At 73.3% G+C, this 15,084-nt stretch carries 11 protein-coding genes; 7 read left to right on the top strand and 4 right to left on the bottom strand.

Annotation, left to right across the window (positions count from 1 at the left end; genetic code table 11):
• The first annotated feature begins 42 nt into the window (after positions 1–42).
• From ABD220_RS02750 to ABD220_RS02740, 3 genes are all read left to right on the top strand, one after another.
• The gene (locus ABD220_RS02750; RefSeq protein WP_344119614.1) at positions 43–1,560 is read left to right on the top strand and encodes a sensor histidine kinase; all 1,518 of its coding nucleotides are present in this window, start codon (positions 43–45) and stop codon (positions 1,558–1,560) included.
• Between the two features lie 197 nt (positions 1,561–1,757).
• Positions 1,758–5,081: a beta-phosphoglucomutase family hydrolase gene (locus ABD220_RS02745; RefSeq protein ID WP_344119613.1), complete on the top strand. Its 3,324-nt coding sequence runs from the start codon at positions 1,758–1,760 to the stop codon at positions 5,079–5,081.
• Positions 5,082–5,128: 47 nt separating this feature from the next.
• Positions 5,129–5,665 (top strand): gamma carbonic anhydrase family protein, encoded by a 537-nt coding sequence (locus ABD220_RS02740; protein WP_344119611.1) that lies wholly within the window; start codon positions 5,129–5,131, stop codon positions 5,663–5,665.
• Between the two features lie 37 nt (positions 5,666–5,702).
• On the opposite strand, the gene ABD220_RS02735 is transcribed toward ABD220_RS02740, so the two are convergent.
• Entirely contained in the window at positions 5,703–6,275 is a 573-nt protein-coding gene (locus ABD220_RS02735) for a TetR/AcrR family transcriptional regulator (protein ID WP_344119609.1), read from the bottom strand.
• A gap of 86 nt (positions 6,276–6,361) precedes the next feature.
• Here ABD220_RS02735 and ABD220_RS02730 point away from each other — a divergent pair, with 86 nt between their 5' ends.
• From ABD220_RS02730 to ABD220_RS02720, 3 genes are all read left to right on the top strand, one after another.
• The gene (locus ABD220_RS02730; protein WP_344119607.1) at positions 6,362–7,456 is read left to right on the top strand and encodes a Gfo/Idh/MocA family protein; all 1,095 of its coding nucleotides are present in this window, start codon (positions 6,362–6,364) and stop codon (positions 7,454–7,456) included.
• 129 nt (positions 7,457–7,585) lie between these two features.
• On the top strand, positions 7,586–8,098 hold the full coding sequence (locus ABD220_RS02725; RefSeq protein WP_425552497.1) for an Hsp20/alpha crystallin family protein: 513 nt from the start codon (positions 7,586–7,588) through the stop codon (positions 8,096–8,098).
• Between the two features lie 188 nt (positions 8,099–8,286).
• Positions 8,287–10,509 carry an NADP-dependent isocitrate dehydrogenase gene (locus ABD220_RS02720; protein WP_344119605.1) on the top strand — a complete coding sequence of 741 codons (2,223 nt, stop codon included), beginning with the start codon at positions 8,287–8,289 and terminating at the stop codon, positions 10,507–10,509.
• An 89-nt stretch (positions 10,510–10,598) separates the two neighbouring features.
• Here ABD220_RS02720 and purH read toward each other — a convergent pair whose 3' ends face one another.
• Both purH and purN read right to left on the bottom strand, forming a co-directional pair.
• Positions 10,599–12,209 carry a bifunctional phosphoribosylaminoimidazolecarboxamide formyltransferase/IMP cyclohydrolase gene (gene purH / locus ABD220_RS02715; RefSeq protein ID WP_344119603.1) on the bottom strand — a complete coding sequence of 537 codons (1,611 nt, stop codon included), beginning with the start codon at positions 12,207–12,209 and terminating at the stop codon, positions 10,599–10,601.
• Between the two features lie 78 nt (positions 12,210–12,287).
• Positions 12,288–12,869, bottom strand: a complete 582-nt coding sequence (purN, locus tag ABD220_RS02710; RefSeq protein ID WP_344119601.1) for a phosphoribosylglycinamide formyltransferase — start codon at positions 12,867–12,869, stop codon at positions 12,288–12,290.
• Between the two features lie 60 nt (positions 12,870–12,929).
• Here purN and ABD220_RS02705 point away from each other — a divergent pair, with 60 nt between their 5' ends.
• Complete coding sequence (locus ABD220_RS02705; RefSeq protein WP_344119599.1) at positions 12,930–13,442, top strand: hypothetical protein; 513 nt, start codon at positions 12,930–12,932, stop codon at positions 13,440–13,442.
• Here the strand turns inward: ABD220_RS02705 and ABD220_RS02700 are convergent.
• Positions 13,325–15,028, bottom strand: coding sequence for a cell division protein PerM (locus ABD220_RS02700; RefSeq protein WP_344119704.1), 1,704 nt, complete (start codon positions 15,026–15,028; stop codon positions 13,325–13,327). The two genes, ABD220_RS02705 and ABD220_RS02700, sit on opposite strands and share 118 nt — an antisense overlap.
• Positions 15,029–15,084: the final 56 nt, after the last annotated feature.

Here is a 15,084-nt window from a genome sequence, read left to right as displayed (position 1 = left end):
GAGCACCCGTCCGACGAGCACCCGTCCGACGAGCACCGTGCGATGAGCGCGGGAGGAACCGCCCCGCGGCTCCTCCCGCGGGGCGCGGGGCGGGCGCTGCAGCTGCGCACGAAGCTGCTGCTGCTGGTCCTGGCGCTGCTGACCGTCGCGTGCGCCGCGGTGGGCGCCCTGGGCCTGGCGGTCCTCGACATGTCCCTGGGCGAGCAGCTGGACGGCCGGGTCCGGGACGCCTCCTTCCGCACCATCGAGTACGGGGTCCGGGCCGCCGCCGGTCCCTCGGAGGAGCTCGAGGCCATGATGGACGTGCCCGCGCAGGGCGCCGGCACCCTCAACGCCCGGATCGTCGACGGCGAGGTGGTCCGCGCCGGGCTCTTCGCGGCCGACGGGACGCGGCAGGAGCTGACCGACGCGGACCGGCAGCGGATCGGGGAGCTCGTGGCCGCGCTCGGCGCGGAGTCGGCCGAGGTCGGGGGCCGGCAGTGGGGCCCCGTGGACGTGGAACTGGACGTGGGCGGTTACCGCGTGCTGGTCGTCGACGACCCGTGGGACTGGGGGCTCGTGCTGACCGGCCTGCCGCTGGCGGACAAGGAGGACACCCTGCGCACCTTCGGGGTGAGCACCGCGGCGATCTCGACCGGCGCCATCGCCGCCACGGGGCTGGTCGGGCTCGTCGTCGTCCGGCGCACCCTGCGTCCCGTGGAGCGGCTCTCCGACGTGGCGACCCGCGTCTCGGAGCTGGACCTCGACCACGGGGAGGTGGTCCTGCCGGTGGGGGCCGTGGCGCCGGCCGCGCACCCGGACACGGAGGTGGGCCGGCTCGGCCACGCCTTCGGGCGGATGCTGGACAACGTCGCCCACGCCTTGACCGCCCGCCAGCGCAGCGAGACGCGCGTGCGCCGGTTCGTGGCCGACGCCAGCCACGAGCTGCGCACTCCCCTGGCCAGCATCCGCGGCTACGCGGAGCTGATCCGGCTCACGGAGCCGATGAGCGCGCAGGGCCGCAGCTCCTTGTCCCGGGTGGAGTCCGAGGCGGCGCGGATGACCGCGCTCGTCGAGGACCTGCTGCTGCTGGCGCGCCTGGACGAAGGCCGGGCGGTGGTCAGCGAGGACGTCGACCTGCTCGAGCTGGTGGTCGAGACCGCCAGCGACCTGCGGGTCGCGGCGCCCGGCCACGTCTGGCGCCTCGAGCTGCCCGAGGAGCCCGTGCTGGTGCGGGGCGATCCGGCCCAGCTGCGCCAGGTGCTCATCAACCTGCTCGCCAACGCCCACCAGCACACCCCCGCCGGGACGACGGTCACGGCGTCGCTCGCGACGGACGCCGGCGGCGAGGCCGTGCTGGCCGTGGCCGACGACGGCCCGGGCATCGGCGCCGACTTCCTCGAGCACATCTTCTCCCGCTTCGCCCGGGAGGACCTCTCCCGGGCCGGAGGCTCCCGCGGCGCGGGCCTGGGGCTCTCGATCGTGCAGGCCATCGTGCACGCCCACCACGGCCGGATCGACGTCGGCAGCGCCCCCGGCTGCACCCGGTTCACCGTCCGCCTCCCCCTGGCGGACCACTGAGCGGACGCGGCTTGCCCCCGCGGCTCCGGGGCCGTTTAATGAACTGGTCAGGAACCGTCGGCACGGACGGCCGTCCCCGCTCCAGTGCCAAACCGCAACGCCGCGTCCGGGGTCCGTCGCGTGCCGTGTGCTTGGGGGTTTCTCCGTGCGGTCGCGAGGGGCCGCGGAAGCCGCACCCACCTTCCGGAGGAACTCTCGTGAACGCACTGCCCACCGCCCCGTTCACTGCGTCCCTGCCCCGCATCCAGGGCGCCGACGCACCTCCGCAGACGGTCGACCAGCTGCGCATCCCCCACGACGCCGTGATCTTCGACATGGACGGCGTCGTCACCGACACCGCCGCCGTGCACGCGGCGGCCTGGAAGACCCTCTTCGACGCGATCCTGGCCGACGACCGGCTCGAACCGGCCGAGCCGGGCACCACGGTGGACCGGCGCCCCTTCGACGCCGACGCCGACTACCGCCACTACGTGGACGGGAGGCGGCGCGAGGACGGGATCCGCTCCCTGCTGGCCGCCCGGGGCGCGTGCCTGCCGGAGGGCGACGGGACCCCGGGGGCGTGGACCGTGCAGGGGCAGGCCGTGCTGAAGAACGCCTACTTCCAGGACGCCCTGCAGGTCCAGGGCGTGCGGGTCTTCGAGAAGACCGTGGCGCTCATCGAGCGGTTGCGCGCGGCCGGGGTGCCGGTGGGCCTCGTGACCGCGAGCCGCAACAGCGTCCCCGTGCTGGCGGCGGCCGGGCTGCAGGACTCCTTCGACATCATCGTGGACGGCCACTTCGCCGCCGAGCACGGGCTGCCCGGCAAGCCGGCGCCCGACACCTTCCTGACCTGCGCGAAGATGCTCGGGGTGGACCCGGTCCGGTCCGTGGTGGTGGAGGACGCCGTGTCCGGGGTGCAGGCCGCGGCCGCCGGGGGCTTCGGCATGGTGGTGGGGATCCGCCGCCACGGCGAGCGCAAGGACCTGTACCGGGCAGGGGCCACGATCGTGCTCAACGACGTCGGCGAGCTCGACCTCGGCGCCCGCCGCGACGACTCCTGGAAGCTGGTCTTCGAGGGCTTCGACCCGGCCACGGAGGCCCGGCGGGAGACCCTGCTGACGCTGGCGAACGGCTACATGGGCGTGCGCGGGTCCGCGTGCGAGTTCCCCGACAACGGCGTGCACTACCCCGGCAACTACCTGGCCGGCATCTTCAACCGGGTCGTGAGCCACCTCAACGGACGTGACATCGAGCACGAGTCCATGGTCAACGCCCCCAACTGGACCCACCTGGACCTGCGGATCTCCGGCGGCGACTGGTGGTCGGAGGGCGGGCTGCGCCCGTCCGCCGAGCGGGTCGAGCTCGACCTGCGCCGCGGCCTGCTCATCCGTTCCCTGACTCTCACCGACCTCAACGGGGACCGGGGCGAGGACGGGGCCCGGGCCCGGCTGGACATCGTCCAGCGCCGCCTCGTGTCGCTGCGCTACCGGCACCTGGGGGCGCAGGAGACCACGGTGACGGCCCGGGGGTTCTCCGGACGGCTGCACCTGCGCACGGGCATCGACCCCAGCGTGCGCAACAACGGGGTCGCGGAGTACCAGGACCTCAACGACCACCACCTCGTGGACCTCGAGTCGACGTCCCTGCCGGACGACCACGAGACCCTGCTCTCCCACGTGCGCACCACCCAGTCGAAGATCGAGATCACCACGGCCCAGCGCACCACCATCGAGGGCGGCCAGAACGTCCGGGAGCGCCGCGAGATCCGCCCCGGCGGCACCGAGTTCCGCCGCCACCAGGTCAACATCGCCGACGGCCGCCCGGTGATCATCGACTCGACCACGGCGGTGGTCACGAGCCGCGACGCGGCGATCGGCTCGCCCCGCGAGGGCGCCCTCGCGGAGCTGGACCGCAACCCCAGCGGCGTCCGGGGCCTGCTGCCCTCGCACGAGATCGAGTGGTCCCTGCTGTGGGACCGCTTCGACGTGGACGTGCGTCCGAGCCCGGAGGAGCGCACCGGGGAGCTGTCCCTGACCCAGCTGGCGCTGCGGGTGCACCTGTTCCACGTGGCCCAGACCCTGGCGCCGCACATGTCCCTGCGCGACGCCGGCGTCCCGGCGCGCGGCCTGCACGGCGAGGGCTACCGCGGGCACATCTTCTGGGACGAGCTCTACATCCTCCCGGTCGTCAACCTGCACCAGCCGCAGGTGACGCGCGCGCTGCTCTCCTACCGGTGGCGGCGGCTGGCCATGGCGAAGCACCGGGCCGCCGAGTTCGGGCTCGAGGGCGCGGCGTTCCCGTGGCAGTCCGGCTCGGACGGCCGGGAGGAGACCCCGCCGGAGCTGTTCAACCACCACTCCAACCGGTGGCTGCCGGACAACTCGTGGCGGCAGTTCCACGTGGGCCTCGCGATCGCCTACAACGCCTGGATCTACTACGAGACCACCGGCGACCTCGACTGGCTGGCGGGTCAGGGCTCGGAGCTGATCATCGGGATCACCCGCCTGTTCGCGTCCCTCACCGACTACGACCCCGCGGACGGCCGCTACCACATCGCCGGCGTGATGGGCCCGGACGAGTACCACGACGGCCCCCGGGGCCAGCACGGCGGCGGGCTGAAGGACAACGCCTACACGAACGTGCTCGCGGCCTGGTTGTTCCGGCACAGCGCCCACATCTTCCACGACATGGTGGAGCACCAGCGCGAGGAGCTCTCCGCCCGCTTCGACCTCTCGGCCGAGGAGGTCGGGACCTGGCAGCAGATGGCCGAGCGGATGTTCGTGCCGTTCAACACGGACGGCACCATCAGCCAGTTCCACGGCTACGACGACCTCGACGAGCTGGACTGGGAGTACTACCGGACCAAGTACCGCAACATCGGCCGCCTCGACCTCCTGCTGGAGAACGAGGGCGACATGACCAACAACTACAAGCTGGCCAAGCAGGCCGACACGATCATGCTGGTCTATCTCTTCGGCCCCGAAGGCCTCGTCGAGGAGCTCGGCCGGATGGGCTACGAGGTGGACCACGCCGCCATCGAGCGCACCGTCGACTTCTACATCGCGCGGTCCTCGCACGGCTCCTCGCTGTCCCGCGTGGTCAACGCCTCGGTGCTCGCCTGGCTGAACCCGGACCGTTCGTGGTCCTCGTTCCAGGACTCCCTGCTCGTGGACCTCGACGACACCCAGGGCGGGACCACGGGCGAGGGCATCCACCTGGGCGCCATGGCCGGCTCCGTCGACGTCGTGACCCGCGCCTACGCGGGGCTGCGGGTGCGCGGCGGATGGCTCGAGTTCGACCCGGCGCTGCCGAGCCAGCTGGAGACGGTCTCGTTCACCGTGCTGTACCGCGGGCAGGTGATCCGGGTCTGCATCGACCACCACGTGCTGGAGCTCCAGGGCGCCTCCCGCCGCGCGAACGACGTCACGATCCACGTGCACGGCGCGGAGTACGTGCTCAAGGGCGGCCAGACGATCCGCGTGGCCATCCAGCACCGGCACCAGCGCGCCCCGCGGCCGGCCGTCACGACGCAGGGCGCCTGAGCCCCGGGCCCACCGACGGGCCGCGGGCCCGTCGCTAGGCTGGGCGCATGACGCACTCCAGCACGCCCGGCCTCGTCCTCCCGCACGCGGGGCACGCGCCCCAGATCGACTCCTCCGCCTTCGTGGCCCCGACGGCCACGGTCGTGGGCGATGTCGAACTGGGACCGGAGTCCGGGGTCTTCTACGGCGCCGTGGTGCGCGGGGACCGCTCCCCCGTCCGGCTGGGCGCGCGGTCCAACCTGCAGGACAACGTGGTGGTCCACTCCGATCCCGGGCACTCCTGCACGATCGGGGCGGACGTGAGCGTCGGCCACGGCGCCGTAGTGCACGGGTGCACCGTGGAGGACGAGGTCCTGGTCGGGATGAACGCGACCGTCCTCAACGGCGCCGTGATCGGCACGGGCTCGCTGGTGGCCGCGGGCGCCGTCGTCCTCGAGGGCACCGTGGTGCCGCCCCGGTCCCTGGTGGCCGGGGTGCCGGCCAAGGTCCGGCGCGAGCTCACGGAGGAGGAGCAGGAGAAGGTCCGTGCCAACGCGCGGACCTACGTGCAGCTCTCCGCCGAGCACCGCCGGCTCAACGCCTGACCCACCCCCGGGGCCGTCCCCCGGGCCCAGCGACCGGTCACTGCGCCGCGAGGGTGCGCGCGTAGTCCAGGTAGGCGCCGTGGTCGAAGCCCGGCAGCAGGCACGACTGCACCACCCAGCCCTGCAGCACCGAGAGGATGGCCTGGGCGAACATCCCGGCCCACTCGCGGGCCGCGCCGGCGTCGAGTCCCAGCTCGTCGACCGCCCACCGCCCGTAGCGCTCCTCGACCCGGTCCCGCACGCGTCCCAGGTGCTCCCCGGCCAGCGCGGCCAGACCGGGATCGCTCACCGCCCCGCCCCAGGTGATGAGCAGCAGCCGGGTGCTGGCGGGGTCCGCGGCCAGCCGCTCCAGCAGGCCCACGACCCACGCCGCGGGATCGGCGCCGGGCTCGTCCTCCGCCGCCGCCAGCACCCGGTCCAGGGCCGCGCGGGCGGCCGCCGCCACGAGCTCCTGCTTGCTCGGGAAGTGGTTGTACAGCGCTCCCGCGGACAGCCCCGTGGCGGCGATGATGCGGTGCATCGAGGCCCCCTCGTAGCCGTGCTCGAGGAAGCACTCGCTGGCGGCGGCCACGATCTCGCGGCGGCGCTCGTCCTTGTACTGCTGGCTCACCCGGGGCACCGCCCCAGCCTACGCCACGAACGGTCGTTCGATCTGGGCCCGGGGCGGGCCCCCGGGCGGCGTGGCAGAATGCGCCCATGCCTGCGCAGACCCTCAGCCCGTTCGTCGCCGCATCCCTCGACGCCGCCCACCTGGACGACCCCGGCACCGCCACCGGCCGCACGCTCGGATGGGGCGTGGTCAGCACCGCCGACATCGCGGAGAAGGTGGTCCCGGACATCGCGGCGCTGCCCGACGCCCGGCTCGTGGCCCTGAGCTCGCGGGACCAGGGCCGCGCCGAGGACTTCGCCCGCCGGCACGGGGTGGAGCGGGCCTACGGCAGCACCGCCACGAGCACGGGCCTGGACCGCCTCGCGGCCGACCCGGACGTGGAGATCGTCTACGTGGCCACGCCGCACGGCTACCACCACCGGGACGTCTCCGCGCTGCTGCGGGCCGGCAAGCACGTGGTGTGCGAGAAGGCCCTCGCCATGACCGCGGCGGAGGTCCGGGACCTGCTCCGCCTCGCGCGCGAGCACGGCGTCTTCCTCATGGAGGCCGTCTGGACCCGCATGACCCCCGGGTTCCGCACCGCGATGCGCTGGATCCGGGAGGGCCGGCTCGGCCGGGTGCGCTCGGTGGAGGGATCCATCGGCACGCACCGGCCCCTGGACCCGTCCCACCGGCTGTTCCGCAGGGCCGACGGCGGCGGAGTGCTGCTCGACATGATGGTCTATCCCCTGACCTGGACCTCCGCGGTGCTGGGGGCCCCGGAGCGCTGGAGCGCCCGCGCCGAGCTCGGCGCCACGGACGTGGACCTGGACACCGCCCTGACCCTCGACTTCGGGCACGGCCGGGCCCACGTGAGCGGCACCCTGGCCTCCACGGTCCCGCACCAGGTGACGATCAGCGGCACGGACGGCTGGCTGCGCGTGGACGGGCGGATCAACTGCCCGACCACCCTGGTGCTGCAGAGCGCCGAGGGTGCCCGCACGGGCGCCGCCCCCGTCGTGGAGCACGTGGACGTGGCGGGCGCCGGGTACGTCTTCGAGATGCGGGAGGCCACGCGCTGCGTGCAGCGCGGACTGCTCGAGTCCCCGGTGATGCCGTGGGCCGACTCCCTCGAGCTCGTGGAGCTCTTCGACCGGGTGCGGGAGCGGATCGGCGTGCGCTATCCCCACGACGCCCGCTGACGCGCGGTTCGCCTTGGGCGATAAGCCTCGGACCCGTTGAAGACCACGGGACACGGGATTATCATGGTCAACAGTTGAGTTGGTTCGACTCAACTAAATGTCGAAGACATTGCTCATATGGTTGAGGAGATGATTGACGTGGCCACGATGTTCACCCCGTTCAACGATTTCGACCGACTCGCCGCCTCGCTCTTTGCCCGGCAGGGCCTGCGCGAGATGCCCATGGACCTGTACCGGGACGGCGACCAGTACATCCTCCGGGCGGACCTGCCCGGCATCGACCCCGAGAGCGTCGACGTCGACGTCGACGGCCAGCTGTTGACCATCCGGGCGGAGCGGAAGCTGCCCGAGGTGCAGGACGTCCAGTGGATCACCCGGGAGCGGCAGAGCTCCTCGTTCGTGCGCCAGCTGAACCTGGGCCAGGGCATCGACATCCAGAACATCGCCGCGAACTACGACAACGGCGTGCTCACGGTGACGATCCCCGTCTCGGCGCAGGCGAAGCCGCGCAAGATCCAGGTGGTCTCCGGCCAGGGCGAGCAGCAGGCCCTGGGCGAGGGCCGGGACGAGTCCGGTGACCGCGTGATCGGCGAGGGCGAACTCGTCAACGGCACCGGGGCCACCCAGTCCACCGAGGGCTGAGCCCGGCCCCCCGGCCCCGGGCGGGGCACCACGGTCACGGGCCCGTTCCCCGCAGGGGAACGGGCCCGCCGCTGTGCCCGGGCCGTCCGCGCCCGCCGGGCGGACAGCGGGCCGGGCACCGCCTCGGGTATCTTGGCACCAGGAAGCAACACCGCCGATCCGACGACATCCTGGGAGACAGCCCGCACATGGCCAAGATCATCTACACCCGCACCGACGAGGCGCCCCTGCTCGCCACCTACTCGTTCAAGCCGATCATCGAGGCCTACGCCTCGACCGCCGGCGTCGAGGTGGAGACCCGCGACATCTCCCTGGCCGGACGCATCGTCGCCGCCTTCAGCGACCGCCTGCCCGAGGACCAGCGGGTGGACGACGCCCTCGCCGAGCTCGGCGAGCTGGCCAAGAAGCCCGAGGCCAACATCATCAAGCTGCCCAACATCTCCGCCTCCGTCCCGCAGCTCAAGGCCGCGGTCAAGGAGCTGCAGGAGCAGGGCGTCGACCTCCCGGACTACCCGGACGAGCCGCGCTCCGAGGAGGAGCGGGAGACCCGGGCCCGCTACGACAAGATCAAGGGCTCCGCGGTCAACCCGGTGCTGCGCGAGGGCAACTCGGACCGCCGCGCCCCCGCCTCCGTGAAGAACTACGTCCGCAAGAACCCGCACCGCATGGGCGAGTGGTCCGCGGAGTCGAGGACGAACGTCGCCACGATGGGCACCGACGACTTCCGGGACAACGAGAAGTCCGTGGTCATCGCGGAGGACGACACCCTGACGATCCGGCTGGTCGGCGAGGACGGCAGCACCACGGTGCTCAAGGCGTCCGTCCCCGTGCTGGCCGGCGAGGTCGTCGACGGCACCGTGATGCGGGCCGCCGCCCTGGACGCGTTCCTCGCGGAGCAGATCGAGCGCGCCAAGCGGGAGGACGTCCTGCTCTCGGTGCACCTGAAGGCCACCATGATGAAGGTCTCCGACCCCATCATCTTCGGCCACGTCATCGAGGCCTTCTTCCCGGAGCTCTTCGCCGCCCACGGCGCAGCCCTCGAGGAGGCGGGCCTCTCCCCCGCCAACGGGCTCGCCGCCATCCTCAGTGGCCTCGACGCCTTGCCGGCCGAGGTGCGCGACGACGTGCGGGCCGCGATCGACAAGGGCCTCGCCGAGGGCCCGAAGCTCGCCATGGTGAACTCCGACAAGGGCATCACGAACCTGCACGTGCCCTCCGACGTCATCGTCGACGCGTCCATGCCGGCCATGATCCGCACCTCCGGGCACATGTGGGGCCCCGACGGCGAGGAGGCCGACACCCTCGCGGTGCTGCCGGACAGCTCCTACGCCGGGGTCTACCAGGTGGTCATCGACGACTGCCGCGCCAACGGCGCGTTCGACCCGACCACCATGGGCTCGGTGCCGAACGTGGGCCTGATGGCGATGAAGGCGGAGGAGTACGGCTCCCACGACAAGACCTTCGAGATCCCCGCCGAGGGCACCGTCCAGGTCGTCGACTCCTCCGGCGCCGTGCTGATCGAGCACGAGGTCTCTCCCGGCGACATCTGGCGCGCCTGCCAGACGAAGGACGTCGCGATCCGGGACTGGGTCAAGCTCGCCGTCACCCGCGCCCGGGCCTCCGCGACGCCGGCCGTGTTCTGGCTGGACCGCACCCGTGCCCACGACACCAACCTCATCGCCAAGGTCGAGCAGTACCTGACCGAGCACGACACCGAGGGCCTGCAGATCGAGATCATGTCTCCCGAGGAGGCCACCGCGTTCTCGATCGAGCGGATCCGCCGTGGCGAGGACACCATCTCGGTCACCGGCAACGTGCTGCGCGACTACCTCACGGACCTGTTCCCGATCCTCGAGCTGGGCACCTCCGCCAAGATGCTCTCGGTGGTCCCGCTGATCAACGGCGGCGGGCTGTTCGAGACCGGGGCGGGCGGGTCCGCGCCGAAGCACGTCCAGCAGCTGGTCGAGGAGAACCACCTGCGCTGGGACAGCCTCGGCGAGTTCCTCGCGCTGGCCGCGAGCCTCGACCACCTGGCGACCACGACCGACAACGCCCGCGCCCGGATCCTCGGCGAGACCCTCGACCGGGCCACGGGCACGTTCCTCGAGGAGAACAAGTCCCCGAGCCGGAAGGTCGGCGAGATCGACAACCGCGGCAGCCACTTCTACCTGGCCCTGTACTGGGCCCAGGAGCTGGCGCGGCAGGACCAGGACACCGAGCTGGCCCAGGCCTTCGCCTCCGTGGCGGAGCAGTTGGCCGCCCACGAGGACGGGATCAACGAGGAGCTGCTCTCCGTGCAGGGCCGGCCCGCCGACATCGGCGGCTACTACCGCCCGGACGACGCCAGGACGTCCGCGGTGATGCGGCCCTCGGAGACCTTCAACCGGGTCCTCTCCTCGCTGAGCGCCTGAGCTGAGCGCGCGGAACGGCGCGAGCACCCACGGCAGCGGCCGCACCCCCTTCCGGGAGTGCGCCCGCTGCCGTGTGCCGGGGTGGCGGATCAGTGGAAGAAGTGCCGCGCCCCGGTGAAGTACATCGTCACGCCGGCGGCCTCGGCCGCGGCCACGACCTCCTCGTCCCGGATCGACCCGCCGGGCTGGACCACGGCACGCACACCGGCGTCGAGGAGCACCTGGAGGCCGTCGGCGAACGGGAAGAACGCGTCGGAGGCCGCGACGGCGCCGCGCGCGCGCTGGGCACCGTCCTCGCCCAGGGCGTTGGCCCGCTCCACCGAGAGCTTGCAGGAGTCCACCCGGTTGACCTGTCCCATGCCGATGCCCACGGCTGCGCCCTGGTCGGCGAGCAGGATCGCGTTGGACTTCACGGCCCGCAGTGCCTTCCACCCGAAGGCGAGGTCGGCGAGCGTCCGCTCGTCCGCCGGCTCCCCCGCGGCCAGCGTCCAGCCGGCGGGGTCGTCGCCCGGTGCGTCGAGCCGGTCGGCGACCTGCAGCAGCGCGCCGCCGGAGACCTGCCGGTACTCCAGGACGTCCCGCTCGAAGCCCTCCGGCAGCTCGAGCAGGCGGATGTTCTTCTTGGCCTGCAGGATCTCCAGGGCCGCGGGCTCGAAGCCGGGGGCCACGACGACCTCGGTGAAGATGTCCTGCACGGTCTCGGCCATCGCCCGGGTCACGGTCCGGTTGGCGGCGATGACCCCTCCGTAGGCGGAGAGCGGGTCGCACGCGTGGGCCTTGCGGTGGGCGTCGGCGATCGGGTCCTCGGCACCGGGGGTGGCCACGGCGAGCCCGCACGGGTTGTTGTGCTTGACCACGGCCACGGCGGGCTCGTCGAAGTCGTAGGCGGCGCGCAGGGCGGCATCGGCGTCCACGTAGTTGTTGTAGGACATCTCCTTGCCGTGCAGCTGGTCGGCCTGGGCGATGCCGGGGGACGCGGCCTCGTCGACGTACAGGGCGCCCTTCTGGTGCGGGTTCTCGCCGTAGCGCAGGGAGGCCGAGCGCTGGAGGGCGAGCCCGGCGTAGGGCGGCCAGAAGTTGGCGTCCTCGTCGTGCTCGAACTGCTGGGCCGTCCAGGTCGCCACAGCGGTGTCGTAGGCGGCGGTGTGCGCGAACGCCGCGGCGGCCAGCCGGCGGCGCGCCCGCAGGTCGAAACCTCCGGAGGCCGCCGCCTCGACGACCGCGTCGTAGGAGGACGGGTCCACGACCACGGACACGGCCGCGTGGTTCTTCGCGGCGGCCCGGACCATGGAGGGACCGCCGATGTCGATCTGCTCGACCACCTCGTCCTGGCCCGCGCCGGAGCGCACGGTGTCCACGAACGGGTAGAGGTTCACGACCACGAGGTCGAACGGTTCGATCCCCAGCTCCCCGAGCTGGTCCATGTGGTCCTGCTTCCGGCGGTCCGCGAGGATGCCCGCGTGCACCCGCGGGTGCAGGGTCTTGACCCTGCCCTCCAGGCACTCCTGGAACCCGGTGACCTCCGCGACCTCCGTCACCGGGACACCGAGGTCGGCGATGCGCCGTGCGGTCGAGCCGGTGGACACGATCGCGACGCCGGCCCGGTGCAGCCCTGTGGCGAGGCCCTCCAGCCCGGTCTTGTCGTAGACGGACACCAGCGCCCTCTTGATGGGCACGCGGTCAAGCTGGGTGGGGCTCACGGGTTCTCCAAGCGTTCGGGTTCGTGGTTGCCGGCGGGATCCGCCGCGGACCATTTTACGGACCCTCGCCCGGGCTGCTCACCGGGCGTCGTGCAGAGCTCCGCGCCGGGCCGTCGCGCCGAGCGTGCGCACGAGCAGCTCCCGCTCGGCGGCCTTGATCCGCTCGTGGAGCTCGTCCTCGGTGTCCCCGTCCTCCACGGGCACCGCCGCCTGCGCCAGGATCGGTCCGGCATCGACGTCGGCGACGACCTCGTGGACGGTCACGCCCGTGACCTTCACCCCGTGCGCGAGGGCGTCCCGGACCGCGTGCGCCCCCGGGAAGGACGGCAGCAGCGACGGGTGGGTGTTGACGATCCGCCCCGCGAACGCCTCGACGAACTCGGCATCCACGATCCGCATGAACCCCGCGAACACGATCCGGTCGGGCTGCCGGGCAGCGACCGCCTCCTGCAGGGCACGGTTCCACCGCGTCCGGTCCGGATGGTCGCCCGGCCGGACGAGGAACGTCTCGACGCCGGCCTGCCGGGCCCGCTCCAGCCCGGTGCAGGGCTTGTCCGCGCCCACGGCGGCGATCTCGACGTCGATCCGGCCCTCCCGGACGGCGTCGAGGACCGCCTGCAGATTGGTGCCGGAGCCGGAGACCATGACCACGATGCGCATGCCTCCGAGTCTAGTCGGGCGGGCCCGGACCACTTCCCGGGGTGCCCTAGAGTGAAGGGCATGACCCCTCCCCGCCCCAGCCCCGAGGCAGCCCCCGCGGACGCACGACGCGCCGCCGCGACCCGCACGGCGGGAGGTGGGCTGGTGTGCGCGGCGGTCGCCCTGGTGCTCGTCGGTTCGGCCCTGTGGCCGACCGTGGCGGGGGTCGTGCTCGCGGCGCTCGGGATCGGGCTGGGGATCGCGGCCCTCGTGCGCTCCCGCGGGACGGGCGGGCGCCGCCTGCTGGTGGTGAGCTCGGTCGCCGCGATCGTGCTGGGCACGCTGGGCCTTCTCACCGGCGGGGCCCGTCTGGCCCTGTGGCCGGTGGCCGAGGCCTACCAGGAGTGCGTCGCCGGCACCCTCACGCTCTCCGGGGCGGCGCAGTGCCAGCAGGAGCTCGAGGACGGCGTCTGGAGCTATCTCTCCGGCAGCCCGGGAGCGTCGGCGGACGACGCCGCGGGGGCCGCGTCCACGTCGAACGCGTCGCCGTCGAACGCGTCCCCGGGCCCGGGGGCCGCCCCGGTCCGCGGCTGAGCCGCCCACGGGGCCGCGCCCTGGTGACCCTCCGTCGCGCTCGGCTCGGCCGGGTGCCGGTCGGTGCCGCTCCGGCCCGCCCCGTTCCGGTCCGCTCCGCCCGGGTCGGCTGCCTGCGGGTCGGCGGCGTTGCGGTTCCGCCCGTGCCGGCGTGCCGACCTCGGGCTCCGCCGGCCGGCCGAGCGCATCGCGCGCCGCGCCGCGGCCTCCTCCCGGCGCCGCCGGCGGGCCGCACGGCGACCGGCCGGCGTCCCGTCCTCCCCGTCCTCCGGGCCGCGGGCCGGCGCGAACGGCGGCTCGTGCTCGAGCCACGGTCCCACGACGCAGCCGACCGCGGCCCCCACGGCCACCTCGGCGCCGAACAGCAGCAGCACCGCGGGGCCGTCCGGCCCCACGTCCGTGAGCCGGCCGAGGGCCAGCGAGCCGTGCGCCAGCCAGCTCAGCAGCATGACCAGCACGCCGGCGACGGCGCCCACGAAGAGCCCGGTCAGCAGCGTGGACAGCGGGTACGTGATCCAGCGGGCGGGCAGCCGCAGCGCCATCCAGTCGTCCAGGTGGTTCTCCCCCTCCCGCAGGAACCACCAGCCGGCGAGGACGCCGGCCAGGACGGGCAGCACGACCACCACGAGCGCCCACGCGGGCAGCTCGGCGGGCGGCAGCGCGGCGAGGGCCGGCAGCAGCGGCACGGGCCCGGCCTCGGTGCCCAGCGGAGAGGCGTGCGTGCCGGAACCGATGTCGAAGCCCGCCCCCGTGGCCCAGGCCAGGGCGTAGACCGCGAGGTTGGGCAGGTAGCCGAGCTGGAGCCCGGTCAGCGCGGTGTCCCCCGGCACGCCGGTGCCGAGCCGCTGGTAGACGCCCACCACGTCGTTCCAGTTCCAGAACAGGGCGGCGGCGAGCAGCGCCGCCCCGGCCCCGACCCCCGCGACGGCCGCGACGAAGCCGGCGCGCAGCACCGCCCACACGTAGGACCCGGCCCAGCGGGAGTACTGGCTGGTGCGCTCCACCCACGCGGCGGCGTTGACGCCGATCAGCCCCGGCAGCGACCGTGAGACCCGGTACGCGCCGACGAACCCGCCCAGGGCCACGGGGACGAGCGGGAAGACGGCGGCCGCGGCCGGGCTCGCCGAGACCTCCCCGCGGCTGAACAGCATCGCTGCGCCGGCGCCGAAGGCGGAGTAGGCGGCCAGGCCGCTGAGGTACGGCTGCCAGAACTGGCCCTCCCAGCAGGCGCGCGCCAGCCGTCGCCCGGCGTGCCAGGCGAGCGCGAACGGGACGAGGGTCAGCCCGAGCGGGACGAGGTTGAGCGTCCCCGTGGTCGCGGGCAGCCCGGCACCCGGGTCCAGGGCCACCTGGAGAGGGGTGAGGTGGGCGAGCAGCCACACGTGGCCGGAGAGCACGAACCCGCCGGCCAGGCCGAGGGTGTCGAAGCCGTCGGCGAGCCACACCATGAGGACGGTCAGCAGGACCACCAGGTAGGACACCACGGCCACGGAGCCGAGTTCCAGCACGCCCTGCAGCCACAGCGGCATCGGCACGCCCTGGCGGTCGGGGCGTGCTGCGGGGGAAGAAGAGCCATGGGAGTTCATCACCGCCCATCCTCCCACGCCCGCGCGGCGCCCCGGCAGAGGCTTCACGACGGCTT

This window comes from Kocuria aegyptia, assembly GCF_039530085.1.
Classification (GTDB): Bacteria; Actinomycetota; Actinomycetes; order Actinomycetales; family Micrococcaceae; genus Kocuria; species Kocuria aegyptia.
The sequence above is the reverse complement of the archived record's forward strand: the minus strand, read 5'-3'. Positions and strand labels throughout refer to the sequence as shown.

Bases quoted from the DNA above. Each gene is read 5' to 3' on its own strand.
- purN (WP_344119601.1), bottom strand. From the start codon at position 12,869: ATGCGCATCGTGGTCATGGTCTCCGGCTCCGGCACCAATCTGCAGGCG.
- ABD220_RS02720 (WP_344119605.1), top strand. From the start codon at position 8,287: ATGGCCAAGATCATCTACACCCGCACCGACGAGGCGCCCCTGCTCGCC.
- ABD220_RS02750 (WP_344119614.1), top strand. From the start codon at position 43: ATGAGCGCGGGAGGAACCGCCCCGCGGCTCCTCCCGCGGGGCGCGGGG.
- ABD220_RS02705 (WP_344119599.1), top strand. From the start codon at position 12,930: ATGACCCCTCCCCGCCCCAGCCCCGAGGCAGCCCCCGCGGACGCACGA.
- ABD220_RS02730 (WP_344119607.1), top strand. From the start codon at position 6,362: ATGCCTGCGCAGACCCTCAGCCCGTTCGTCGCCGCATCCCTCGACGCC.
- ABD220_RS02740 (WP_344119611.1), top strand. From the start codon at position 5,129: ATGACGCACTCCAGCACGCCCGGCCTCGTCCTCCCGCACGCGGGGCAC.
- ABD220_RS02725 (WP_425552497.1), top strand. From the start codon at position 7,586: ATGATTGACGTGGCCACGATGTTCACCCCGTTCAACGATTTCGACCGA.
- ABD220_RS02700 (WP_344119704.1), bottom strand. From the start codon at position 15,028: ATGAACTCCCATGGCTCTTCTTCCCCCGCAGCACGCCCCGACCGCCAG.